The organism is Myxococcus sp. CA023, from assembly GCF_010998615.1.
Classification (GTDB): domain Bacteria; phylum Myxococcota; class Myxococcia; order Myxococcales; family Myxococcaceae; genus Myxococcus.
This window is the reverse complement of record NZ_JAAEAH010000039.1, coordinates 62,767-85,214: the sequence shown is the minus strand read 5'-3', so window position 1 is coordinate 85,214 and position 22,448 is coordinate 62,767. Positions and strand designations below refer to the sequence as shown.

The following is a 22,448-nucleotide window of genomic DNA, read 5'->3' as shown; positions in this document are numbered from 1 at the left end:
GGCGGCAGGGGCGGCCGTGGGGCTGGGCTTCCTTTGCAAGACGGGGCTCGCGCTCACACCCCTGGGCATCGCGGCGACGCTGTGGGCGCTCGGCCGGCTGCGCTTCTGTCCGGGGCCGAGGTTCAGCACGGTGGTGGCCATGGTGGGCATGGCCGTGCTCCTGGCCGCGCCGTGGAGCTTCTACTCCGCATGGCGCTGGCCGGAGCTGCATGACTTGGAGGCGCGGGTGACGCGCGCCCACCTCTTCGCCGACCCGACGGTGGACGTGGGGCCCTGGCACCGGCCGGTGGATGCCCTCCTGAATGAGGTCAACACCCAGAGCCTGGCGCCGCTGCCCGCGGTGTTGCCGCTGCTCGCCTTCGTGTGGCTGCTGGTGCGCGCGGTGCGCGGGCGGGAACTGGAGGTGGTGGGGCTCGCATTGTGGGTGGGGGCCACCTGGCTCGTGTTGTCACTGAGCGTGGTGAAAGTTCCCGCCATTGCCTGGGGCGCGGTGCCCGCCGTCCTGGCCGCGTTGGCCATCGCGGGCGCGGATGCCAGACGCCACCCCGCGCTCGCGGCGGCGCTCCTGGCGGCGGTCGCCACACCGTGGTTCGTCAAGCACCTGCCGGTGCTCGGTGATGTCCGCGCAGTGCTCCCCACGGTGCTGGTGCAGACGCGCGCCCGGCCCGGGCTCGCCGAGGGACTGGTCGTGGCCGCCGCGGCGGCGCTGCTCGTCGCGCTCGTGTGCTGGCGCCTGCCGCGGAAGCTGTCCTGGGCGCCCCTGGGGCTGGGGCTCCTGGCCTCGGGCGTGCTCGCGTGGCTGCTGGTCGTCACCTTTCCGGTGGCGAAGGCAGATTACCAGGCCAGGCATCTGGATGACCTGTACGTCACCTACTCCCGCGAGGTGGGGCGCGCGCTCGAACAGCAGACGCCGGAGCGCAGTGTCCTCTTCCTCGCGCAGGACTCGGACGTGCCCAACTCCATGGAGTACCTGAGCCTCATGTTCTGGAGCAACCGCATGGCGTACCGGCGGCCGCCCGACATCGTGAGTGCTCGCAAGCACGGCTATCATCCCTACCTCGTCTCGCCGCTCGCGGAGCGCTACGCCCCTGTCCCCGGTGTGCCTCCGGATGCCGCGCTGCGAGCCTATGACCTGGAAGCGCCCCGGTCCGAACCCGCACCACTGCCTGATGGGGTCATGCCGCTGGCCTTCCGTGAGAAGGACATGGAGGTGCTGGGCGTCGCGGCGGGCCATGCGGGTGGGGGCCGGGACCGGTATGCCTTCTACGTCCGCGCCCATGGTGCGCCTCGCGCGCTGCGCGTCGTCTTCCACGGGCCGGACGGAAGCGTGGAGCGCATGCTGGAGCCCGGCGCCGCGCTGCGAAAGGCCGCCACTTTGCGGCGCGCCAGTTGGTTCATCGTGCCCGTGCTGGGGCCCCCCAGCGCCGACGTGACGCGTCTGGAGCTGGGCGCCAACGGCCAGCGGGTGACGTTCTCCCGCCCGGGCGCCTGAGGAAAAAGCGTCGCAACGCCCCGTGGGGCCAATGCCTGTCGGGTGCAGGGAACTTCACTGCCGAGGCATCTCGCGGGACATGGGAAGCGTTTGCCCAGGTCAACAGGGCGTGCGGTCGGTCGCGGGTGGGGTAATTACCCTCCTCGCAGAGCCCTGATGTTGCTTCATGCCCACCGGCGCAGTCCCCACTGTGGGATGTGATTTTCCACTCGACGGGAGGAAGGGCGTAACACCTACCTCCCATGGGGAATCCTTGTGTCAGGGGCTTGTCGCCCCGCGTCTTCCCAGACGTGGCACAAACGGTGAAATCCGCCGCGTCCGAGCCTGGTGCTCATGAACGAGGTCGGAACAATGCGGATGAAGCTGAAGCAGCAGTGGGTTGCAGCGGCATGTGCAGTGGTCGTCGGCGGGAGCGGAGTCGCGAATGCCCACGACCTGATTTGCGAAAAGAAGGTCAATGGCCAGTCGGTGGTGGTGGCGGACGATTATCCCTTCACCGCGAACTACAGCTTCAAGGTCACCAACGTCCATCCGACGTTGCCGTCCATCTTGTTGACGGCGACCGATGACGTGCTGTCGGGCGAGGGTTTCACGTTCACGCCGCCGCCGCCGGTGAGCATTCCCGTCAACGACTCACTGACGTCGAACTTCGAGCTGAAAATCGGCAGCTTTGACGAGTGCGTGACCATTGCCGGGCAGGATGGCGTGGCGGACAATCACATCGACAACACGTTCAGGGTGACGTTCGACCTGGGCTCGGCCATGTGTTCGGCGCGCCTGACGTGCGAGCGGGAAGAGCCGCCTCCCGTCGAGTGCACCGGCCCGACGCGGACGCTCGGTTTCTACAAGAACCGCATCCTGACGCTCACGCAGTGCCTGGTGCAGGGGCCCATCAACCTGGGCGCCATCGGGACCATCTCCACGCTGCCCGCCGCGGAAGGCATCCTGTGGGGCAGCCCGGCCACGTACCCGGCGGGAGGGATGCGCAGCCAGCTGGACCGGCTCCGCTTCCTGCTCGCGCGCCAGACGCTGGTGGGCATCTGCAACCAGCGCCTGTTCGGCGCGACGCCCGACCCGGCGTCGCTTCTCACGGATGCGGTTGCCGCCCTGAACACCACCCAGTGCGATGTCATCTCGGGCCTCATCGACCCCGTGGACGCCTTCAACAACGGTTGCGACTCGCTCCCGCTCCCGCCCGGCTTCATCCCCGGTCCGTCGACGCCCCAGGCCGCGGAGGCGCTCGCCGTCGACCCGACCTCCAACTCCGGCCAGAGCTGCTCGCCCTGAGCCGTTCCCAACTCAATCCAAGACACCCTTCAAATCTCAAGGAAAGACACGCCATGAAGAAAACCATGTTGTCCACGTGTGTTTGCGCGGCCCTCGCCCTGACGGCCTGCGGTGGGGGCAGTGATCGGCTCGACTCCGTCCAGGGCGAGCCACCCGCTCCGTCCGGTCCGGTCCAGACGGAGGACGGGCAGCGCTTCGAGCTGCGGCTCCGCGGCTCGGCGGCGGAAGGCTACGACAAGCTGGAGCTCCCCATCGGTGCGGTTCGCGTCACCGCGGACGGGGCCCCGCTCAAGGTGGAGTTGGCGAAAGACAGCGTGGATGTGGCCCAGGCCGACCACGCGCACCTGGTGGCCTACTTCTACGTGCCGGAAGGCGTGGAGCGCGTCCGCGTGACGTTCCAGATGGAGGGGCTCGGCGGCTATGCCCGGGCGGACGGCTCTGGCTTCGTCGATGCCAGCGTCGCCCCGGTCACCTTCGAGGCGCCCGTGCACGAACTGGCGCTACGTGGCCGCGCGGTGGTGCAGCTCGACGTGGCTCGCTCCATCGTTGACATGGGGAGCCACCGCCTGCTGCTCCCGAACGGCGTGGTCAACTACTGAGTCACGACACCCCACCCAGCCACCCCACCTGCCGAATCGCTTGACTGGCCGCGTCTCACGCCACATATGAAGTGGCATGAGACGCGACAGTCGGCTCTCCGTCGCCTTGCATGTCCTCCTCCACATGGAGGACATGGGCCCCGTGGTGACGTCAGAGGCGATGGGGCGGCAGCTGAAGGCCAATCCCGTGGTGGTCCGGCGGACCATGGCCGGACTTCGGGAGGCAGGCATCCTCACCTCGGTGAAGGGGCACGGGGGAGGGTGGTCGCTGGCGCGTACGCTCGACACCGTGACGCTGGGGGACGTGTACGAAGCGCTCGGAACACAGACGCTCTTCAGTATCGGCCCCCATGATGAAAGTCCGGGCTGTCTCGTGGAGCAGGCCGTCAATGATGCGCTGGGAAAGGCGCTGGACCAGGCCGCGGCGCTGCTCATGCAACACCTTCGAAGCACGTCCGTGGCGGACCTGGGACGCGGCGTTCGCCGCCGTCACGCTCGTGCCGCGAAGCGGCGCATCAAGCCTCATGCCTGACGCGCCTGGCGCTGTTGTGCGCCCCCACCGTACCGTCACCTCTGGAGTACACCCATGGCTGACATCACGCATCGAACCGTCAAGACGAATGGCATCAACCTGCACATCGCGGAGGCGGGTTCGGGACCGCTCGTGTTGCTCCTGCATGGCTGGCCGGAGTCCTGGTACTCGTGGCGTCATCAGCTTCCGGTGCTGGCGGCGGCGGGGTACCACGTGGTGGCTCCAGACGTCCGTGGCTACGGCCAGAGCGACAAGCCGGAGGCCATCGAGGCGTACAGCATGAAGCAACTGGTGGGTGATGCGGTCGGCCTGCTGGACGCGCTGGGGGAGAAGACGGCCATCGTGATCGGCCACGACTGGGGCTCGGCGATTGCCTGGAACTGTGCCGCCCTGCATCCCGACCGGTTCCGCGCGGTGGTGGGAATGAGCGTTCCCCATCTGGGGCGCGCGCCCATGCCGCCGATGCAACTGTTCCAGCACATGTTCAGGGAGAAGTGGTTCTACATCCTCTACTTCCAGGAGCCCGGTGTGGCCGAGGCCGAGCTCGAGGCGGACGTCCCGAGAACGGTCCGGGCGATTCTCACGGGCACCCCCGGCTTCGATGTGACGAATACCACCGTGCTGGCGAAGAAGAAGGGGGAAGGCTTCCTCGCGGGGCTCGACGTGCCGGAGACGTTGCCTGACTGGCTCACCGAGTCGGACGTCGCGTACTTCGCGAAGGAGCTCGCCGGCAGTGGATTCCGGGGCGGGCTCAATCGCTACCGCAACATGGACCGGGACTGGCACGAACTGCCTGAGCTGGCGACGGCGACCCTCCCGCAGCCGGCGCTCTACATCGTGGGAGAGAAGGACCCGGTGCGTGCCTTCTCGCCCGTCGACGCCATGAAGGCCCTGGTGCCGAATCTGGCCGATATCCACGTCGTTCCCGGCGCGGGGCATTGGGTTCAGCAGGAGCGCTCCGCCGAGGTAAATGCCGCGCTGCTGACCTTCCTGAAGAAGCTGTCGGCCTGAGCCGCGCGCCCTCCGAAGGTGTGCTGCTTGGAGGGCGGCTCGACTGTGGTTGAAGTAGAGGTGAGCGTCGATGCAACGGAGATCGCGCTCATTGTGATTCCAGGGAAGTGCCACTGCGGGAATCTGTCCTTCACGGCGTTCGAGGGTATCGACCCGGTGCGGATTCGCTGCAGCTCGGGCAGCTTCGACAACGAGGATGCCGCGACGCGGCTCGCGCGCCGGAAGCGCAACTGGATTGCCAACGTGGAGATTCTGGAGTCGCCGCGTCCCTGAGCGTCACAGCCGGGCGGCCGGAGTATGGTGCCGCCCATGCGCAGCGCGTCTGGCAGTGCGACGAAATTCCTCGCGGCGGTGGGTGTCGCGGGGGCGGTGGGGTACCTCCTCGCGCTGGACGTGGTCCGTGCGGACGTCCGGGTGGCCGCGAAGGCGCTGCCCATGCTCTGTCTGCTCCTGTGGCAGTGGCCGCCGCTCGGACGCTACGGGCGGTGGATATTCGCTGGCCTGGCGCTGTCGCTGCTGGGAGACGTGCTGCTGGACGTGGGGCCAGGGCTGTTCCTCCCAGGCCTGGGGGCCTTCCTGCTGGCGCACGTGAGCTACGTCGCCGCGTACGTCACGGTGTCGCGCCAGCCGCGGTGGGGCAGGGCGCTGCCCTTCGTGTTCCTGGCGGTGGGGGCCAGCGTCTTTCTCTGGCCTCACCTGGGCGAGATGGCGCTCCCGGTGACGGCCTACGTTGCCGTCATCTGTGCGATGACATGGCGTGCGTGGGCCATGCTGGGGAGCCCGGGGCTTTCGCGTCGCGCGCAGGGGTTCGCGCTCGCGGGGGCCCTGCTGTTCGCAGTCAGTGATGGACTGCTGGCGCTCAAGCTCTTCGTACGCCCGCTGCCGGGCTCCGGCTACGCCATCATGCTGTGTTACTGGGCCGCGCAGTGGTGCATCGCCGTATCCGCACGCGAGCCCCGCCAGTCTGGCGCGTCGCGAGCCCTTCAGGCCGGAGGGGTGGGCTCCAGCGCCTGACGTGCGCGTTGGTACACGTCGAGGTCCCTGTCGCTGAACAGCACCACGGTGACGCGCTGGAGGGCCGGCATTCGCTGTAGCGCGGCCAGAATCTCGCGCAAGGCGATTCGCGCCGCCCGCTCGATGGGGTACCCATAGGCGCCCGTGGAGATGGACGGGAAGGCGACGGTGCCAAGGCCGTGCTGTTCCATCAGGGAGAAGGCCCGCCGGTAGCAGCGCGCGAGCACGGTCTCCTCTCCGCTGCTTCCTCCTTGCCACACGGGCCCCACGGCATGGATGACATGCTTGGCGGGAAGGGCATGGCCTCCGGTGATGCGAGCTTCTCCCGGAGGGCAACGGCCCAGGGTTCGGCATTCGGCCAGAAGCCCGGGGCCCGCCGCGCGGTGGATGGCCCCGTCGACGCCTCCGCCTCCCAGCAGTGCGGAGTTGGCTGCGTTCACAATCGCATCCGCTTGGACCTGGGTGATGTCTCCCCGCATCAGCACCAATCGCTCATCGCTCATGTCATCCCCTCTTCCTGGTTCAACTCCTGACGCACGTTGGGTGTCGGGTCAGCGGGACGTCGGTCTATCCTGCGCCCATGTCCAACCCACTCCGAGACACGCTCCTGGGGCAGCTCGACATCGCCTGGGCACTCACTCTCTATCACCTGGATGGATTGACCACGGAGGACTGCCTGCGCCGTCCCGCGTCCGTGGGCCTCCACGTCCAGCAGGGCCCGGATGGAAAGTGGCATGTCGAGTGGCCCGAGCATGAAGGTTACGACCTGGGGCCGGCGAGTGTGGCCTGGCTCACGTGGCACCTGGGGTTCTGGTGGTCCATGGTTCACAACCACTCGTTCGGGGATGCCACCCTGACGCGGGAGCAGGTGGAGTGGCCGGGTACCGCGGACGCCGTGCGCGACTTGATTTCGCGGCGGTACACGGAGTGGCGCGCCGCCATCGAGCAACTCAGCGACGAGGACCTCCGCTCCACGGAGCGCACGCGTTGGCCGCTGCAAGGCAAGCCCTTCGGGGACATCGTGGCCTGGGTCAACCTGGAGTTGATGAAGAACGCGGCGGAGATTGGCTACGCGCGCTTCGTCCTGGCCGTTGCGCCCCGGCCGCCAGGATGACGCGCCGCCTGGTACGCGGAGGCACACATCCCTGAATCGCGGGCGCCCGCTACGGCTTCTGGGCGTCCACGACCTCGACGTTGCGGAAGTTCTCGCAGGGCTGCTTGATGCCCAGCACGTACTTCATCGAGCTCAGCTCCAGCTTCAGCTTGGCCCAGAGCTTGCGCGGCAGGCTCGGGCGCACGGGCTCGGGCGCCGCGAGGACGAACGCGTTCAGGTCCAGGTAGTGCGTCGCCGTGCGCCCCATGCCCTCGAAGTCGTGCTCCAGCCGCTGGGTGAGCTGGCGGAGCTCCGGCGCGAGCCCCTGGTGCACGGCGTCGGTCATCAGGACGTACTCCGTGACGGGGACGTCGTTCTTCAGCATCCGGTGCACCAGGATGACGTCCACGCCCGCCAGCTCGGTGAGGTGCTTCACGCGCTGGAAGGCGACCTCACCGGCGTGGGCCACGAACTTGAGCGTCAGGGCGCTGACCTGCATGCAGCCGTCGCACTTGCACATGCGGTCGACGATGAACTGCTCTCTCCGTGAGACGAAGGCGCGGCGGATGTCCGCGACCTGCCGGGCGAAGGCGGGAAAATCGTCGCCCACGGCATAGAAGAACGCCGCGTCTCCTTCGAGCTTGGCGAGCTTGAGCGGGCCCGAGGCATCAATGACGGCCTCGAGCAGCTGCGCCACCGTCTCCTGCGCGTGCGCGAGGCTGAAGCGGTGGTGACTCATGAAGCGGGTGTACCCGCCGATATCCGCGATGAGCAGAAGCGCCTTCTCTATCGCCATGCGGCGGCCACCCTAACACAGTGTCCGGAAATTGACTCGAACAAGATGCTGAAGCCCGTCCATCCGGAGCGGCTCGCGCGGACGCTGGCGCGGCTTACGGTTGGGGAGCAGGGAAGGCCCGCGCCCCGACCGACTCCAGGACGGGGCGGGTGTCGTGTTCCCAGCGATCGCTTTCAGCAATGCGGGTTTCTGGCAGGGGTGTGTTGCCAGGAATTGCCATTCAATTCTATCTCACGCTCGCTCATCTAGACCGAATGGGTGCACGAGGGCTTCTCCGCTGGAGTCTGGGTGCGTGTGTTTTCACTTGTCGCACGTCCAGTCGCACAACCAAAGGGAGCCGGACGATGAACGTCATCAAGACGCCTGAGGTACCCACGAAGGAAGGCAGGGTGCAGGGCCTGGTTGAGGGGAAGATTTCTGTCTTCAGGGGCATCCCCTACGCGAAGCCTCCCACGGGAGCGCTGCGCTGGAAGGCGCCCGAGCGCGCCACTCCATGGCCCGGTGTCCACGAGGCCTTCAACTTCGGCTTCTCCGCGCACCAGTCCCGTCAGGCCTGCATCGAGGCTGGCGGCGGCGACCCCGGTGAGATGCACGAGGATTGTCTCTTCCTCAATGTGTGGACGCCCAAGCTGGAGGCGGGCGCGAAGCTGCCCGTGGTGTTCTGGATTCACGGCGGCGCCTTCGTCATCGGCTCGGGCCGCCTGCCGCCCTATGAAGGGATTCATCTGGCGTCGCGCGACGTGGTGCTGGTGACCTTCAACTACCGCCTGGGGCACCTGGGCTTCTTCATGCATCCGGCGCTGGAGAAGGAGAATCCGGGTGGGCCAGCGAACTTCGGCCTGCTGGACCAGATGCTGGCGCTGGAATGGGTGCGCGACAACATCGCGCGGTTCGGCGGCGACCCCGGCAATGTCACCGTGATGGGACAGTCGGCGGGCGCCAAGAGCGTCCTGTCGCTCTTCACGTCGCCGCAGGTGCGGGAGAAGAACCTCTTCCGCCGGGGCGTGGCCATGAGCGCGTACGTGCTCCAGGAGAAGCCCCTGGCGGATGCGCGGCTGGCCGGCATGGCCTTCGCGTGGAGGAACGGGCTGGACCGGCTGCTGGCCACCATGAAGGACCTGCGCGAGCTGGCGCCGGAGAAGTTCTGGATGCTCCCCGCGGACACCGCGAACGCGCCCAGTCCCATCTACGGAGACTCCGTCCTTCCCGAGCCCGTCCGCGAGACCTTCGCGCGTGGAGAGCAACTCTCCCTGCCGCTCATCCTCGGCAGCACGAGTGACGACTCCAGCGTGGTGTCCTCGTTCGGAATCGACCCCGCCACCATCCTTGAACGCCTGGGCGCCTTCGCCGAGTCCATTCGCCAGCTCTACCCCGACGTGGACGATGACCGGGAGATTGGCCGGCGGATGTGCCGCGACTTCGTCTTCACGGTCATGCCCCGCTTGCTGGCCACCCGCCACGCGGAGCGAGGCGCCGCGGCGTGGCGCTACTACTTCGAGTACCGCGCGAAGCTGCTCGCCCCCCGGCAGCGTCTGGGTGTGCCTCATGGGGGCGAGGTGCCCTACTTCCTGGAGACGGCCGCGGACGTGCCACCCGCCGGAGAGTTGTTCACGGAGGAGGACCGGACGTTCATGCGTCACCTGGTGGATTCTCTGGTCCAGTTCGCGCGCACGGGCACGCCCGGGCCCGTGGCCCAGGTGAGCTGGGAGGGGCATACGGAGACGCAAGACAGGCTGCTGAGACTGGATGTCTCACCGCAGGGGGTGACGGACTTCGAGCGCGACATCCTGCAAGCCGCCGAAAACCTCATGCCCTTCCTGGACAGCCTCGCCAAGCCGCCTCCGCCGAAGCTGCCACGCGCCCCTTCGTCCGCGGCCACCGCGAGCAGCAACACGCGGCAGGAAGGCCGTCCATAGTCAGGGGTGTGACAGACCCGGTGGTGTGTCGCATCACACCGCCGGGCTGCTTCATGTCGCCGTCGTCACTTCGGCCCGCGGCTCCAATGACAAGTCATCAACGCACCGTCCCATTTCAAGTGTGGCGGAGATGTAATGAAACAGGCATGTCACAAAGCGTGAGGGCCTCCGAAAGCGGTAGCGCTTCAACCGGGGCGGGGGCTGGTAGATGGGGAAGATCGTGTGTTACGGTTTTTGCTCCGTGAAGCGACTAGTCCAAGTTTTCAGCTTCACGTCTTCCCCAGATACCCGAGGTCTCCATGATGTCAGTGAAGGTCATGCGGCGGTGGTCGACGGTTGGCGCGATGTCGTTGCTGGTCGGTTGCGGTCCGGAGATGGTCGAGGAGCAGGCGGAGTCGGTGGCGCCGGCGACCATCGAGCAGGACATCGTCGGTGGCACCACCACGACCATCAATGCGAATCCGTGGCAGGTGTCCCTGCGGTACGGCGGCCACTGGTGCGGTGGTTCCATCCTCAACAAGGATTGGATTCTGACCGCGGCGCACTGTGTGGATGGCTACGCCGTCCGCAGCATCGTGGCGGGCTCCACCTCGAGCACGAGCACGAGCTCGGGCCAGACGCGCAACGTGGCGCAGACCATCATTCATGAAGACTACGGCGCCGCCGGCAACGACGTTGCCCTGCTCCGTCTGGCCACGTCGCTGGACCTCAATGGCACCACCGTCGCGGCCATTCCCCGCGTCTCGGCGGCGGATGCCGCGAGCGGCGCCACCGACCCGACCGTGGTCGCGCGCGTGACGGGCTGGGGCGCGACCTCCTCCGGTGGTTCGGGGTCCGCCACCCTGCGCACGGTGGACGTCAACCTGATTTCGAACACGGAGGCGCAGCAAAGCTACCCCAACGAGTACATTGGCCCGGATCAGATTGGCGCCAAGGCGCCGGGCAAGGACTCGTGCCAGGGCGACAGCGGTGGTCCGCTCACTGTCAATCACAACGGCACCCGCAAGCTCGCGGGCGTCGTGAGCTGGGGCTACGGCTGCGCCGACGCGCGCTACCCGGGCATGTACGCGCGCGTGTCGCACTTCGAGAGCTGGATCGACTCCAAGCTCAGTGGGACGCCGCCTCCGACGGGCACCACGCTGCTCTCCCAGACGAACCTGTCTGGCTCCTCCAGCACCTGGAATCACTTCACCATCGACGTCCCCACCGGCACCACGTCGCTCACGGTGGTGCAGACGGGCGGTACGGGTGACGCGGACCTCTATGTGCGCAGCGGTTCGCAGCCCACCACCGGCTCCTACAACTGCCGGCCCTACCAGTCCGGCAACGAGGAGACCTGCAACATCACCAACCCCCAGGCGGGCACCTGGTACGTGTCCGTGCGCGCCTATTCGTCCTACACGGGCGTGTCCGTGACGGCCACGGTGCCGTAATCCCGCGCCAGCTCTCCGCTTGAGAGGCCCCCTGTCACTCGTGGGTGACAGGGGGCTTCGCGTTCCTGGGGCCTAGACGACCACGGAGTCGAACCTGCTCGACGTGGTGACCCGCCATGGCGCGCTGATGTGGATTCGCAACTCCAGTGCGACCAAGGCGTGCTTCGGCGCGAAGCAGGTGATGGTCTTCACCCCACGCGCGGCGAAGAGCTGGCTTACTCCACCCAGTGCTGCTCCGTCAGCACGCGGTAGCCCGTCACCGTGTCGATGAAGAAGGTGACCTGGATGCCGGCCCAGGGGCCCTTGCCGTAGCTGATGTAGCACCCCTTGAACGTGCCACCGGCGGTGCTCGCCTGGAGCTCCGCCAGGCCGTCGGTGATGAGCGCGTCCGGCAGCGGCTCGTTGCGGTCCGCGTAGTCGACCGTGCTGGCGACCTGGTTGACGACCTCGGTGCCCGTGGCCAGCTGCGAACGGACCTCCCAGTGCTCGTTGGGGAAGAGGCTGGGGTCGATGCCGAAGCACTGCGCGCTCTTGAACTGGTCGTTGCCGTGGGCGCCGGCAATCACGTCCTCCACGTTGAAGTTCTGGCTCAGTCGGGAGGTCCACAGGCTCTCCTCCTGCGCGTTCACCGCGGCGATGAGCGCCGTCAGGGCGTAGCCTTGCGTGGCCGCGTTGCGGAGGTTGCGCAGGCTGACCGCGCCGATGCCAGTCACCTCGGAGATGGCCTGCGCCGACGCGAAGGGCCGCAGGTTGAGGAGGTTCGTCGCGCCGTTCCACGCGTACGGCAGGACGGCGTACAACGCGCTGCTGTCGATGGTGTTCACCAGGTTGACCAAGGCCGCGGCGTCATCGGTGGAGAGCGCGAGCTCGTCCAGGATGCCGGCGCAGGTGCTGGTGATGTAGCCCAGCGCGCGGGCGCCACCCTCGATTTGAGTCAGGCGCACCGGACCGACACCCCGGACCTCGGACACCTCCGCCAACGTGGAGAAGGGCGCCGTCGCGCGGTAGCCGACGAGGTTCTGGGCGACGTCACTGGGGAGGTATGCGTCCAGCGTGGACAGAGAGGCCGTGTTGACGAAGGTGAGCAGGCCCTGACACTCGGGGGCCACGTCCACGTCCGTGGTGGTGAGCGGCGCGTCCTGGTGCTCCGTGGACGAAGAAGACGGCTCGGACTCGGAGCCGGTGGGACCACATCCGACCATCAGGCTCGCGGAGAGAAGGGCTGGAACAAGACGACGCATCGATGATTCCTCCTGGGGGTACGACGGGGGACGAGGCTCCATACACCAGACCCCTGACTCGCCCTGCATCCTTGGAAGGACGTGTGCACCACGAGGTCGCAGTCCTCCCGCACGCCGAGGTCGCGGAGTTGCTGCACCAAGTGCTGGCTGCTGACTTCGCGCATGGGCCGGGTTATGCCGCGTCCACCAGCCCGCTCGAAATGTCATGGTGCTGGAGAGAGGCGACGCGCGTGTCGAACCGGTCCGAAGAAGTCGAACGATTCATGCAGGAGCTCGAACATGCCCGGAAGGACGAAGTCGAAAGCCTGCGCACCGCCATCCTGGCCGCGCATCCGGGCATCGCGGAGCGCATCAAGTGGAACGCGCCAAGCTTCTGCTTCAATGGTGATGACCGGGTGACATTCAAGCTGAAGCCCAAGGATTGCGTTCAGCTCATCTTCCACCGGGGCGCGAAGGTGAAGGCGACGCAAGGCTTCTCCTTCGAGGACGCCAGTGGCCTGCTGCAGTGGGCCGCCCCGGACCGCGCCATCGTCACGCTTCGCGACCTGGCGGAGGTGAAGGCGAAGAAGAAGGCGCTGTGCCAGGTCGTGGTCCAGTGGATGGAAGCGACCTCGCAGTGAGCGCTCCGGTGTCGAGGGCCACCTGACGCGGGGGCTTCCATGCAGCGCCCGGAAGCCTCGCCGTGTTCCTCGGTTCAATCCGCCGTGCTGAGCGTGAAGTAGCCCGGCGCTTCGCTCAAGTGCGTACATCACGCACGAGCCCCAGCCGACGAAGCCCTCGGATGACCCACCACCCCAGGTCCAACTCGTGCGCCTTCTGGCCCATTCGCGCGGAGCCTGGGAAGGCGTGGTGGTTGTTGTGGAAGCCCTCGCCGAACGACAGCACGCCAAGCACCCAGATGTTCGTACCGCTCTCCGCCGCGCCCGGCAGGGCGTAGCGCCGCTCTCCCCAGACATGGGCCGCGTAGCCCACGGCCCAGTGTCCGAGGATGCCGGCGGCCGTGCGGGCGCAAACGCAGAGGGCCACGGCCTCGGAGCCCAGCACCGCGAGCACCACCCCCGCCAGCCCGAGCACGTGGAGCGGCCACGTGCGCTCGAGGAAGCACAGCCACCGGTCCGTCAATACGTCTGGAGGAAGCCGTGCCAGGGCCCGGTCATCCGCGGGCTCGAAGCGCAGGTGCAGGTTCCAGCCGAAGTCGCGGGCCATCGAGTGCTCATAGGCGAAGTAGGGCGGACAGTCGGGGCGGTTCTGCCAGTAGTCGCGCACCGCGTGCAGGCGTGCCCACGACAGGGGGCCGCCGAGCCCGCTCAGCACGAACAGGTACGCGAGCACGCCGCGTGTGAGAGGTCCCGCCTCGTAGGTGCGGTGGATGACGCCGCGATGCAGGCCCGCCGAGTGTCCCAGGCAGAGCGTCGCGAAGGTGAGCAGGAGCGACACCGCCACCGTGGTGGGCGTCGCCGCCGCGAACCCCACGGTGACACCGGGGATGAGCATGCCCCAGAGCCACAGCGTTCGCGCCGCATCGAAGCGCAAGCGGCCCACCTTGGGAGGCACCAGGGATGCGGTGCTCGCGCGCGGCACTCCTGCGCCTTTCCCGTTCAGGGAGACCTCGGGATGTCCCAGCGCCGCGGTATTCATCGCGTCGCCTCTCCCGCCTGGGCACGCGCCGGCTCGCCAAAGAGCGCCTGCCGGCAGAGGGTGTCCGCGCCCAGGACCATGCTTCCGGCACCGGGCAGCCGGAGCAGGAGCGCCGCAGGGGGCAGCAGGCGCACCAGCATCGATACCAGGCCCTCGGTGGCGCGCTGACGTGGGCTCTTGTCGAGCAGCCACCACAGCACCACGGCCAGATGCGCGACGTAGAGCAACCGGCCCAGTGCATGGGCCACCGTGGCGTTGCTCGGGACGTCCGTGGCGCCCGCGACGGCGTCTTCAAAGACGGCCTGGACCCGCTGCCGGGAGAACGCCGTCTGCGGCGCGAACAGGCCGTCCTCTTCTCCGCCCACGAGCACGGGAATCAGCGCCTTGAGCACCTCGTGGTGCGGCCCGAGCACGCCAAGGCTGGCCCGGAGCGCGAACAGGAAGCGCTCCCGCCAGGAGCCGGTGGGCAGCGCCTCGGCGCGCGCCGCATACGCCGAGGACAACTCGTCGTACAGCGCCAGAACGATGGCGCGCTTGCTGGGAAAGTACCGGTACAGCAGGCCAACGCTCACCCCCGCCTTCTTGGCGATGTCCCGCAGATGGGTGGCCTCGTAGCCCCGCGTAGAGATGAACCCCAGCGCGGTCGCATACAGCCGTTGGCGCGTCTCGTGGCCCTGCTCCGTCCGGCCTCGGGGGCGTCCCCGCTTGGGCCCGCCCGTCGCTCCGGCCTTGTTCCGCGTCGCCATGGCCTCCCCCATTGTTTCGGTGAGCCTGTTCACTGAAATGATGCCTGGGGTGAAGGGCGGGCGCAAGCGGGGACACCCCCAAGGTCTGGCGAGCGGTGCTCGACGGCGCTCGACGAGGAATTCACCGATGAAAAAGTGGGCTGTTGCCAACGTGGTGGCCGCGCGGCGAACTGGTTTTCGATGCCTCGGGCCGGGGCATCGCGCTCAGCCCGGCGCAAGGCCAGCCGCCTGTCGTCGTCTTCGCCAACGGTCAGACAGGGCGCTTCCGCGTGGCGGCCCGCACGGCGGCCAATGCCTGGAGCATCCAACAGCCCGACGTCGGCACCTCCATCCTCAATGGTGAGCCTGTCATCGGTGCGGAGGGGATGCTGTGCGTGGTGATGCAGCAGCGCACCACCAGCGTCTCGACTCACTTCCTCCATGCCATCCAGGGCTCGACCAGCGCGTCCGTCCGGCTGAAGACCCTGAATCTCCCTTCTTGGAGCGCCATGGTCTGGGGGCCGGGTTCGCTCCCTCGTCCGTCGTCAACGCGCCGGTGGGGCTATTGCATGCCCCTGGAAACGCGCGTCTTCGGAGGGGGATTGGGGGGCGGGGGAAGGTGCGCCCCTTGGCCCACGTCCGCGCCATCCCGCATTCTTGGGTGGAGGGAATCCGGAATGCCGCCGCGTCATAGATTGAGGCTTTGAGAGGGGCTGATGTCATTTCATGCTCCAGTCGGGAAGTCGCAGCGGACTGGAGGCTTCTGCACGGAGCTTGTCTGTCTTGTTTGGTTTGGAATGACGCAGGGGCGGGGCGGGAACGTCTGGAACCTCGATTCGGTCCAATAGACAGGAGGCCGGTGGCTCGCGGCCTTCTTGTCTGGATTGAGCCTGGGAGGATTCCATGAAGAATGGCCATGGACGTTGGTTCGCGTGGATTGCTGGCGTGGTGCTGTTGGTGGGATGCGGCCCCGCCGACGGAGAGGCAACGCAGCCGGGCGAACCGGTCGAGGAGGAATCCTCCCCGCCAGGGATTCCCGCTGAGTATCTCGGTGAGGGCGAAGTCGAGAGTGCCGCCATCTGTTGCAACGTCAAGTGCAGCGGGACCTGGTACGGGCCCTTTCCCTCCATCAAGTACGACCTGTGCGCGAAGTACGGCAGGTACTACTGCCCGCAGAAGAAGCTCACCTATCAAGGGCACGCCTGGCGGAGCTGCTAGCCATTGGGGATGTGCAAGGACACGTGAGGGCTGAAATCATGAGAAATCAAATGAAGAGCATGTTGCCGCTGTGGATGGGGGCGCTGTTATCCGTGGGGTGTGGTGGCCCGCTGCCCGAGGAGTCGCAGGAGTCGCAGGAGTCCATCGCCATTCCAGAGCAGTACCTGGAACAGGAGGACCCCAGCACCGAGGATGGAACGGTCAGCGCCCTCAAGGCCTGCTGCTTCATCCGGTGCTCCGATAACGTCTGGAGAGGTCCCTATCCCAATGTCGTGTATGGCAACTGCCGCAACCACGGAAAGTACCAGTGCGCGAAGCGGGGGCTGGGCTATGCGGGTGCGGATTGGAAGGACTGCTAGCACGTAGGTCGCGGGGCCTCTCTCTGGCTCAGCAGAGCGGGGAGAGAGGCTTCCGCTGGTTCCTGATGCTCAGGGCATGTGGAGCTTCAGGACGTACAAGAAGTCCCGCTCGGTGCGGCCCCGTCCCAGGACGAGCCCGTCCTTCAGGATGAGAGTCTCTTCCATCGCATCCTGGAAGCGGGCCCGGGGCGTGGTGTCTCGTTGCATGTGGAAGGTGACCGGGCCTTCGCCCAGCGTCTCCCAGTAGCGCTGGGACACGAAGTCATCCGTGGTGACACTTCCAGCGAGCTCCGTGCGCAGTTCGCCCGTGGCGAGGTCGAAGACGCGCGTGTGCATGTCATCGGCCAGGGTGACGAGCACCTCGCTGCTCAGCGCGATGGAGAAGGGCAGGGACGGGTGGGGAAGCTCATGCAGGCGTGCGCCTGTCCGCACATCGAAGACCCGCACGCACTCATCCAGGCTGCAGGCCGCCACGCGCGTTCCGTCCGCGGAGAGGCCCAGGCCGATGACGGGCTCCTGGCTCACTGTCAGGACCTGCTGGGTGCCGGTGGGGAGCGTGATGAGCGCGAGTTCCCCCGACGCTCGGCCCACGGCGATGACGGGCGCGCTGGCCGCCGCCGCATAGGCGGGGGAGGGCTCGAACGCCGCTTCGGTGTTGACGATGACCTTACCGCCCCGGACCTCGTGGGCGTACACGCGTTCGCTGGCCGCATGTCCCGACACGACACAGGTGCCATCCGGCGTGAAGTCCACCCAGGTGATGGGACCTCCAGGTCCGCGCAGCCTGTGTAGCAAGGTGCCGTCCGCCACGCGCCAGAGGTGGACTGCGCCCTCTTCGATGGCGGCCGCCAGCAGCTTCCCGTCGGGAGAGAAGGCCATCGGAAGTTTGTCGACGAGGAGCGTCTGGGCCTTCGCGGCCTGTTCGCCAGGCGGCGCCAACAGGGTGCGTACGGGGGCGAGGCTCCGCGCGTCGAGCAGCAGGATGCCCAGCCGGTAGCGCCGCTCGTGTGAGGACAGCTCGGGTTGGGCCAGCCATGCGCCGTCGGGACTGACCTTCCAGGTCTGCGCGTATGCCGCCGGACTGCCGGGAGGCAGTGCCGTGGCCTGCCCCCGTGAATCGATGATGCGCGTTTCCGAGTGCAGGCGTGTAATGCCCCATGCCCCTTCGGCATGTCCCCACATGTTCATGACGCGGTCCTGTTCGGCCAGCAGGGTAGGGCTGGGGTCCGCATCCAGGTCGCTGACATGTGTGCGCCCATTCGCCGCGGTCAGCGCGAAACGCTTGCCGGACGGAAGGAAGGCGGCGCCGCGCTCACGGCCGTCGGAAGGGTAGGGATGCACCCGAAGCACCTCTCCGTTTCTCGCGTCGAGCAGCTCCACCCGGTTGAAGGCGAGGGCGCCCAGTCGTGCGCCTTCGAGCCAGGCGATCTGGGAATAGGGGCCCTGGCCCAGCGCTCCGGGCACGCGCGTCCAGCCTGCCGTCTCCACCTGGATGAGCCCGTCCATGGAGGTCAGCACGAGCCAGCCGCCATCCGGGCTGAAGGCCACGGACGAGACGGAGGTGGTGCTGCGGATACGAGCGGTCTGCGTGCCTGTCTCCAGGTCCCAGATGCGCACCGTGTCGTCCGACGCGCCTGACGCCAGCCACCGGCCGGAGGGGTGGAAGGCGACCGTCAAAACGGACTGCTCGTGCCCTTCGAGCGTGCGCACCTCCCGGCCCGAGGCCACGTCGAACAGCCGCACCCGCCACCCGAGGTTCGCCGCGGCGAGCCAGCGGCCGTCCGGGCTGAATGCCACCGACGTCACCTGGCCCTCCTGGCGTGTCATGGCGTGGAGAAGCGCGCCCGTCTCGACGTCCCAGATGCGCGCGTCGTGGTCGCGTGAGCCGGACGCCAGCCGCGTCCCGTCCGGGCTCCACGCGACACTGCGCACCTCGCCCTCGTGCCCCGCCAGTTGGTGGATGAGTGTCCCGGTGGCCACGTCCCAGATGCGGACGTTTCGCCCGTCCTCCCAAGAGCCCGTGGCGAGCCAGGCGCCCGAAGGACTGAAGGCCGCGCACAGCACCTGGGCGCCGTGCCGCAGGACCTGGTCATTGCCTTCCAGCGCCCCGGGCAGGGGCCGCAGGGATTCGACCCAGGACGCGCCCTCCCGCGCGGTCCACTGTCCCCGCCAGTGCTCCGCAAGCTTCCACAGGTGCGCTTCCGCGTGGCTCCAGGGCCCCGCGTCCGTGGGCGCGAAGTGCGCAGCCGTGTCTGGGGCGTCGAACCAGCGCAGGCGGTTGTAGAGGCATTGGAAGAGCGTCTCGGGGTGCGCCCGGAGAAACGCCGCGTCGAGCGCGAGCGCGCGCCGGAGCACCTGCAAGGTCCTGGGGCCGACCGGCAGGCTTTCGCTCTTGAGGATGCGTGTGTCCGGGGGCGTCCCGGCGAGCACCTCGTCGACGGTGGCCAGGAGCGCATCCAGGCCACGCTCCGCCAGGAGCCCCTCAAGGGTGGAGAGTTCGGTCAGCGATTCGAGGGACGGAGAGGTGTGGGGCATTCGCGTCTCGGGTCGTTTGGGCCAACCCTACACCGCTTCACGTGCCTGGCCCGGTCGGCGTTGTCGTTGTTCTCGGTCTCTCCGTCCACCCCTCGGGGCCCTGACGCAGAAGTGCTAAGAAGGCCGGGCCGCCAGGCCGGAGGCAGGCACAGGAGACCCCGAGGGCATGCCCCCCGAGCGAATCAACCGCGGTGATGTGTTCTGGGTGGAGCCCGACGACTCACGAGGCCCGGTCCCCAGCTATTCGCACCCCCACGTGGTGGTCCAGGACGACGTCTTCAATCACTCACGTATCACGACGGTGGTCGTGTGTGCGCTGACGTCGAACCTGCACCGGGCCAGCGAGCCGGGGAACGTGCTGCTCGAAGTGGGAGAGGGAAACCTCCCCAAGCAGAGCGTCGTCGTCGTGTCGCAGGTGTCCTCGGTCGACAAGGTGCGTCTGGGAGAGCGAATCGGGGCGCTGTCGGACGCGCGGGTGGAACAGATTCTTGCCGGCCTGCGCTTCCAACAGGTGTCGTTCTTCAGGAGGCCGTGAAGTGACATTTGAGGGGCTGCGGCATAGTCTGTTCTGATGAAAATGATCTCCCGAGGATGCTTGGCGTCGCTCGCCGTCATGACCTTGAGCAGCGTGGCCTGCGGTGATGTCGACCCTGCGGAGGCCGTGACGATATCGCAGGGAGTCTATGGGATGACCTCCTATGTCAATGACGTGTGTCCTTCTGAGTGTGAGCGCGAGCCGCGGTCGATGACCTTGCGGGTCAAGTCCCTGCCCCATGACGCGGACGTGGTTTCCGTGACATCGAACGAGGACGGCTTCTATGAAGCCTCGCTGGTCATGGGGGACTATCGAATCTGCACGACGTTCGGGCGGTGCACAGACTTCTCGGTTGGCGTCAATGAAGTGGTTCGCCTCGACTACGAGATGTCGGTGGGGCCGGGGTGGTCCAGGTAGACGTCTGAGCAGAGCGCAGCCGAGGGCCGGCGGCTGCGGCGGGTCCCTTCCGGCTGGACCCTCGGCGTCAGCCGTGATTCATGAGTGGCTTCGGTCTCGCGCTCCAGCGCCTGCCGCCGCCCATGCACTCCGCCGACGAGCCGACAGTTCAGCGCTTCTGGCCGTTCATGTTCACCCTGTTTGTCGGGTCGTTCATGTCGGTGCTGAGCTCCAGCACGATCACCATCGCCATTCCCGAACTCCAGCGGCACTTCGGGGCGGAGCTGTCCTCCGTGCAGTGGACCCTGACGGGCTTCATGCTCGCCATGGGAACGAGCGCCCCGCTCACCGGCTATCTGGGTGGACGCTTCAGCTTCAAGTGGGTGTACGTGGCCAGCCTGGTGGGTTTCCTCGTGGCCTCCGTGCTGTGTGGGGTGGCCTGGGACACGCGCTCGCTGGTGGCCTTCCGGTTTGTCCAGGGCGCGTTCTGTGGCGCCATCATGCCGGTGACGATGACGCTCATCTACCAGCTGCTGCCGCGTGAACGGCAGGCGCTGGCCGCGAGCCTCTGGACCTTGTCCTCGATGCTCGCTCCCGCCTTCGGGCCCACGCTGGCGGGCTGGCTGATGACGCTGGGCAATTGGCGGTGGTTGTTCTTCATGAACGTGCCGTTGGGCCTCGCCGCCGTGGCGATGGCGGTGCGGACCGTTCCCTACTACCGCCTGGAGGTCCCGAAGGCGTTCGATTTCCCCGGGCTGCTCACCGTCATCACCGGAACGCTGGCGCTGCTGATCGCCTTGAGTCAGGGACGGGCCTGGGGATGGACGGATGCGAAGACCGTGTCGCTGGCCGCGCTGGGGACGGTGTCTCTCGTCTACTTCGTCGTCCGCCAGCTGAGGACGCATGCGCCGCTGCTTGACCTGCGGGTGCTGGCCAACGGCCGCTACGTGGTGACGTTGCTCATCTCGAGCATCATCACCATCAGCCTCTATTCGGGCGCGTTCCTCATCCCGTTGTTCCTCCAGGAAATCCAGGGCGTGACGCCGCTGAAGACCGGGTTGATTCTTCTCCCGGCCTCCTTGGCCATGGCGCTCCTGATGCCCCTGGTCGGACGGATGTACGGCAAGCTCGGGCCGAGCACGCTCATGACGGCGGGCGTCCTGTTGATTGCGGGCGGCACGTATGCCTTGAGCCGCGTGACGCCGGACGTCTCCCACACCTACGTGCTGATGTGGATGCTGGTCCGGAACGTGGGCATCTCGCTCTCCATCATGCCGGCCAGCAACGCGGGCATGGAGCAGCTCTCCCGGGAGCTGAGTGGCCACGCCTCGTCCATCAGCAACTGGCTGCGAAACGTGTTCGGGGCCTTCTCGATTGCCATCTTCACGTCGCTCCTCTCCACCTTCGCGGCCCGGGAGGCGCAGGTGCTCGCGCGGGAGGGGATGACAGAGCGTCGTGACATCGAGCTGCTCTCATTCGTGACGGGCATCAACCACGTGTACCTGGTGGCGACTGTCATCGCCCTGGTGGCCGTGCCCTTGAGTCTGATGGTCCGCAAGCACGTGAGCGGGCTGGGTGCTTCCCAGGGAACTCTCTAGCGGGCGCGGCGGCCTTCACGCACCTGGGGCCACCAGTCCCGAGAGGTCGCGTGTGATTAGCCCTTCCAGGATGGGCGTGTAGCCGCCCACGGTTCCGGCTACGCTGTGCCGCGCATGAAGTACGCCTTCGTTTTCGCCATGGCTGCCGTGTTGATTGCCTTCCTGGCCCTGCGACTGGGCGGCGTCGCGTGGCTTCTGTTGTGGCCTGGGGTGAGCTTCATCCTGGTGGCACTCGCCTACGCTGGACTGGGCGAACACGCTTTCGGCAAGCGTGTGGACGGGCGGATGCAGCCCTGGGCAGTCATCCTGCTCCTGCCTTATCTCTTGCTGACCTGGGGCGCCTGGCATTTGGCTCGATGGCTGTCGCGAGAGCGTGCGTTCGACGAAGTGGTGCCAGGCGTTTTCATTGGCAGACGCTTGCTGGCGGGAGAGCTTCCCGACGGCATCGTGACCGTGCTCGATCTGACGTCTGAGTTCGTCGAACCGGAGGGAATTCGTCGCGCGGGCCGGTATGTCGCCCTGCCCATCCTTGATGCTTCGATTCTGCCCGTAGCGAGAGTGACCCCTGTCCTGCGTGAGCTGGCTGTCGGACCTGGGGCGCTCTACATCCACTGTGCGCAAGGGCACGGACGCACCGGGATGATTGCGGCCGCGCTCCTCATTGCCCGAGGTGATGCGTTGGATGCGTCGACCGCGCTCTCGATGGTGCAGCGCGCGCGGCCCGCGGTGCGACTCTCTGCGACGCAATCGGGGGCCCTTGCGGAACTGGCCACGGCGCTTCTTGCGACGCGGCCGGGCGCCGGCGCTGCTCTCCCCTGAGCTGGCGTGATGCAGATGCCTCTTGTCGCCGTCTTCGCGAGGAATGGTGCCGCTCCCCAGGGCTCGCTCCGGAGCCACCTGGGCCACTGCTTTCGCGGGCCTATCTGCTCCAAGCCCGAGTCTGAGTGCCAGGTGCAGGCACTCAGGCGGGCTGTGGACGCGGAGCCGAGTGAAGTCGCCCGGGCCGGGCTCGCGGCCATTCACTCAGCGG

The 22,448-nt window shown here is 67.3% G+C and carries 23 protein-coding genes; 17 read left to right on the top strand and 6 right to left on the bottom strand.

The annotated features are described in order from the left end of the window. From F8M74_RS18635 to F8M74_RS18610, 7 genes are all read left to right on the top strand, one after another. A partial coding sequence (locus tag F8M74_RS18635) for a dolichyl-phosphate-mannose--protein mannosyltransferase (protein ID WP_141616984.1) occupies positions 1 to 1,492 on the top strand: 1,492 nt, incomplete at its 5' end. 351 nt (positions 1,493 to 1,843) lie between these two features. Further along, entirely contained in the window at positions 1,844 to 2,779 is a 936-nt protein-coding gene (locus tag F8M74_RS18630) for a hypothetical protein (protein WP_171410106.1), read from the top strand. Positions 2,780 to 2,832: 53 nt separating this feature from the next. After that, positions 2,833 to 3,378 carry a hypothetical protein gene (locus tag F8M74_RS18625; RefSeq protein ID WP_141254821.1) on the top strand — a complete coding sequence of 182 codons (546 nt, stop codon included), beginning with the start codon at positions 2,833 to 2,835 and terminating at the stop codon, positions 3,376 to 3,378. Positions 3,379 to 3,454: 76 nt separating this feature from the next. After that, positions 3,455 to 3,910 (top strand): Rrf2 family transcriptional regulator, encoded by a 456-nt coding sequence (locus tag F8M74_RS18620; protein ID WP_141254820.1) that lies wholly within the window; start codon positions 3,455 to 3,457, stop codon positions 3,908 to 3,910. A gap of 54 nt (positions 3,911 to 3,964) precedes the next feature. Further along, complete coding sequence (locus tag F8M74_RS18615) at positions 3,965 to 4,921, top strand: alpha/beta fold hydrolase (RefSeq protein ID WP_141254819.1); 957 nt, start codon at positions 3,965 to 3,967, stop codon at positions 4,919 to 4,921. Between the two features lie 60 nt (positions 4,922 to 4,981). Further along, the gene (locus tag F8M74_RS37885) at positions 4,982 to 5,194 is read left to right on the top strand and encodes a hypothetical protein (protein ID WP_163973542.1); all 213 of its coding nucleotides are present in this window, start codon (positions 4,982 to 4,984) and stop codon (positions 5,192 to 5,194) included. Between the two features lie 36 nt (positions 5,195 to 5,230). Beyond that, the gene (locus tag F8M74_RS18610) at positions 5,231 to 5,935 is read left to right on the top strand and encodes a lysoplasmalogenase (RefSeq protein WP_216619690.1); all 705 of its coding nucleotides are present in this window, start codon (positions 5,231 to 5,233) and stop codon (positions 5,933 to 5,935) included. Here the strand turns inward: F8M74_RS18610 and F8M74_RS18605 are convergent. Further along, positions 5,905 to 6,438: an O-acetyl-ADP-ribose deacetylase gene (locus F8M74_RS18605; protein WP_141254818.1), complete on the bottom strand. Its 534-nt coding sequence runs from the start codon at positions 6,436 to 6,438 to the stop codon at positions 5,905 to 5,907. The genes F8M74_RS18610 and F8M74_RS18605 overlap by 31 nt on opposite strands. A 77-nt stretch (positions 6,439 to 6,515) precedes the next feature. Between F8M74_RS18605 and F8M74_RS18600 the strand changes: the two genes are divergently transcribed. Further along, positions 6,516 to 7,049 carry a DinB family protein gene (locus F8M74_RS18600; protein WP_141254817.1) on the top strand — a complete coding sequence of 178 codons (534 nt, stop codon included), beginning with the start codon at positions 6,516 to 6,518 and terminating at the stop codon, positions 7,047 to 7,049. A gap of 49 nt (positions 7,050 to 7,098) precedes the next feature. Here the strand turns inward: F8M74_RS18600 and F8M74_RS18595 are convergent, their stop codons facing one another. Continuing rightward, positions 7,099 to 7,824 (bottom strand): DUF2652 domain-containing protein, encoded by a 726-nt coding sequence (locus tag F8M74_RS18595; protein WP_141254816.1) that lies wholly within the window; start codon positions 7,822 to 7,824, stop codon positions 7,099 to 7,101. Positions 7,825 to 8,168: 344 nt separating this feature from the next. Between F8M74_RS18595 and F8M74_RS18590 the strand changes: the two genes are divergently transcribed. Beyond that, entirely contained in the window at positions 8,169 to 9,740 is a 1,572-nt protein-coding gene (locus F8M74_RS18590) for a carboxylesterase/lipase family protein (protein WP_141254814.1), read from the top strand. 299 nt (positions 9,741 to 10,039) lie between these two features. Continuing rightward, positions 10,040 to 11,173: a trypsin-like serine protease gene (locus tag F8M74_RS18585; protein WP_141254813.1), complete on the top strand. Its 1,134-nt coding sequence runs from the start codon at positions 10,040 to 10,042 to the stop codon at positions 11,171 to 11,173. A 215-nt stretch (positions 11,174 to 11,388) separates the two neighbouring features. On the opposite strand, the gene F8M74_RS18580 is transcribed toward F8M74_RS18585, so the two are convergent. Beyond that, positions 11,389 to 12,414, bottom strand: a complete 1,026-nt coding sequence (locus F8M74_RS18580) for a helix-hairpin-helix domain-containing protein (protein ID WP_228560827.1) — start codon at positions 12,412 to 12,414, stop codon at positions 11,389 to 11,391. 230 nt (positions 12,415 to 12,644) lie between these two features. On the opposite strand from F8M74_RS18580, the gene F8M74_RS18575 reads away from it, so the two are divergent. Further along, on the top strand, positions 12,645 to 13,034 hold the full coding sequence (locus F8M74_RS18575; RefSeq protein WP_240462297.1) for a DUF1801 domain-containing protein: 390 nt from the start codon (positions 12,645 to 12,647) through the stop codon (positions 13,032 to 13,034). A gap of 115 nt (positions 13,035 to 13,149) precedes the next feature. Here F8M74_RS18575 and F8M74_RS18570 read toward each other — a convergent pair whose 3' ends face one another. Both F8M74_RS18570 and F8M74_RS18565 read right to left on the bottom strand, forming a co-directional pair. Then, a complete protein-coding gene (locus F8M74_RS18570; protein ID WP_141254811.1) occupies positions 13,150 to 14,052 on the bottom strand; it encodes an acyl-CoA desaturase in 903 nt (300 codons plus the stop codon). Continuing rightward, positions 14,049 to 14,798, bottom strand: a complete 750-nt coding sequence (locus tag F8M74_RS18565; RefSeq protein ID WP_141254810.1) for a TetR/AcrR family transcriptional regulator — start codon at positions 14,796 to 14,798, stop codon at positions 14,049 to 14,051. Before F8M74_RS18565 ends, F8M74_RS18570 begins: the two co-directional genes overlap by 4 nt. An 882-nt stretch (positions 14,799 to 15,680) precedes the next feature. Between F8M74_RS18565 and F8M74_RS18560 the strand changes: the two genes are divergently transcribed. Then, positions 15,681 to 15,995: a hypothetical protein gene (locus tag F8M74_RS18560; protein ID WP_141254809.1), complete on the top strand. Its 315-nt coding sequence runs from the start codon at positions 15,681 to 15,683 to the stop codon at positions 15,993 to 15,995. Positions 15,996 to 16,045: 50 nt separating this feature from the next. Next, entirely contained in the window at positions 16,046 to 16,354 is a 309-nt protein-coding gene (locus F8M74_RS18555) for a hypothetical protein (protein WP_228559966.1), read from the top strand. Positions 16,355 to 16,423: 69 nt separating this feature from the next. Here F8M74_RS18555 and F8M74_RS18550 read toward each other — a convergent pair whose 3' ends face one another. Then, the gene (locus F8M74_RS18550) at positions 16,424 to 18,889 is read right to left on the bottom strand and encodes a WD40 repeat domain-containing protein (RefSeq protein ID WP_141254807.1); all 2,466 of its coding nucleotides are present in this window, start codon (positions 18,887 to 18,889) and stop codon (positions 16,424 to 16,426) included. A gap of 166 nt (positions 18,890 to 19,055) precedes the next feature. Here F8M74_RS18550 and F8M74_RS18545 point away from each other — a divergent pair, with 166 nt between their 5' ends. From F8M74_RS18545 to F8M74_RS18530, 4 genes are all read left to right on the top strand, one after another. Next, positions 19,056 to 19,424, top strand: a complete 369-nt coding sequence (locus F8M74_RS18545) for a type II toxin-antitoxin system PemK/MazF family toxin (RefSeq protein WP_141254806.1) — start codon at positions 19,056 to 19,058, stop codon at positions 19,422 to 19,424. Positions 19,425 to 19,577: 153 nt separating this feature from the next. Continuing rightward, positions 19,578 to 19,841, top strand: coding sequence for a carboxypeptidase regulatory-like domain-containing protein (locus tag F8M74_RS18540; protein WP_228559968.1), 264 nt, complete (start codon positions 19,578 to 19,580; stop codon positions 19,839 to 19,841). Positions 19,842 to 19,921: 80 nt separating this feature from the next. Beyond that, complete coding sequence (locus F8M74_RS18535; protein ID WP_141254804.1) at positions 19,922 to 21,418, top strand: DHA2 family efflux MFS transporter permease subunit; 1,497 nt, start codon at positions 19,922 to 19,924, stop codon at positions 21,416 to 21,418. A 114-nt stretch (positions 21,419 to 21,532) separates the two neighbouring features. Further along, positions 21,533 to 22,237: a dual specificity protein phosphatase family protein gene (locus F8M74_RS18530; RefSeq protein ID WP_216619692.1), complete on the top strand. Its 705-nt coding sequence runs from the start codon at positions 21,533 to 21,535 to the stop codon at positions 22,235 to 22,237. The last annotated feature ends 211 nt before the right edge of the window (positions 22,238 to 22,448 follow it).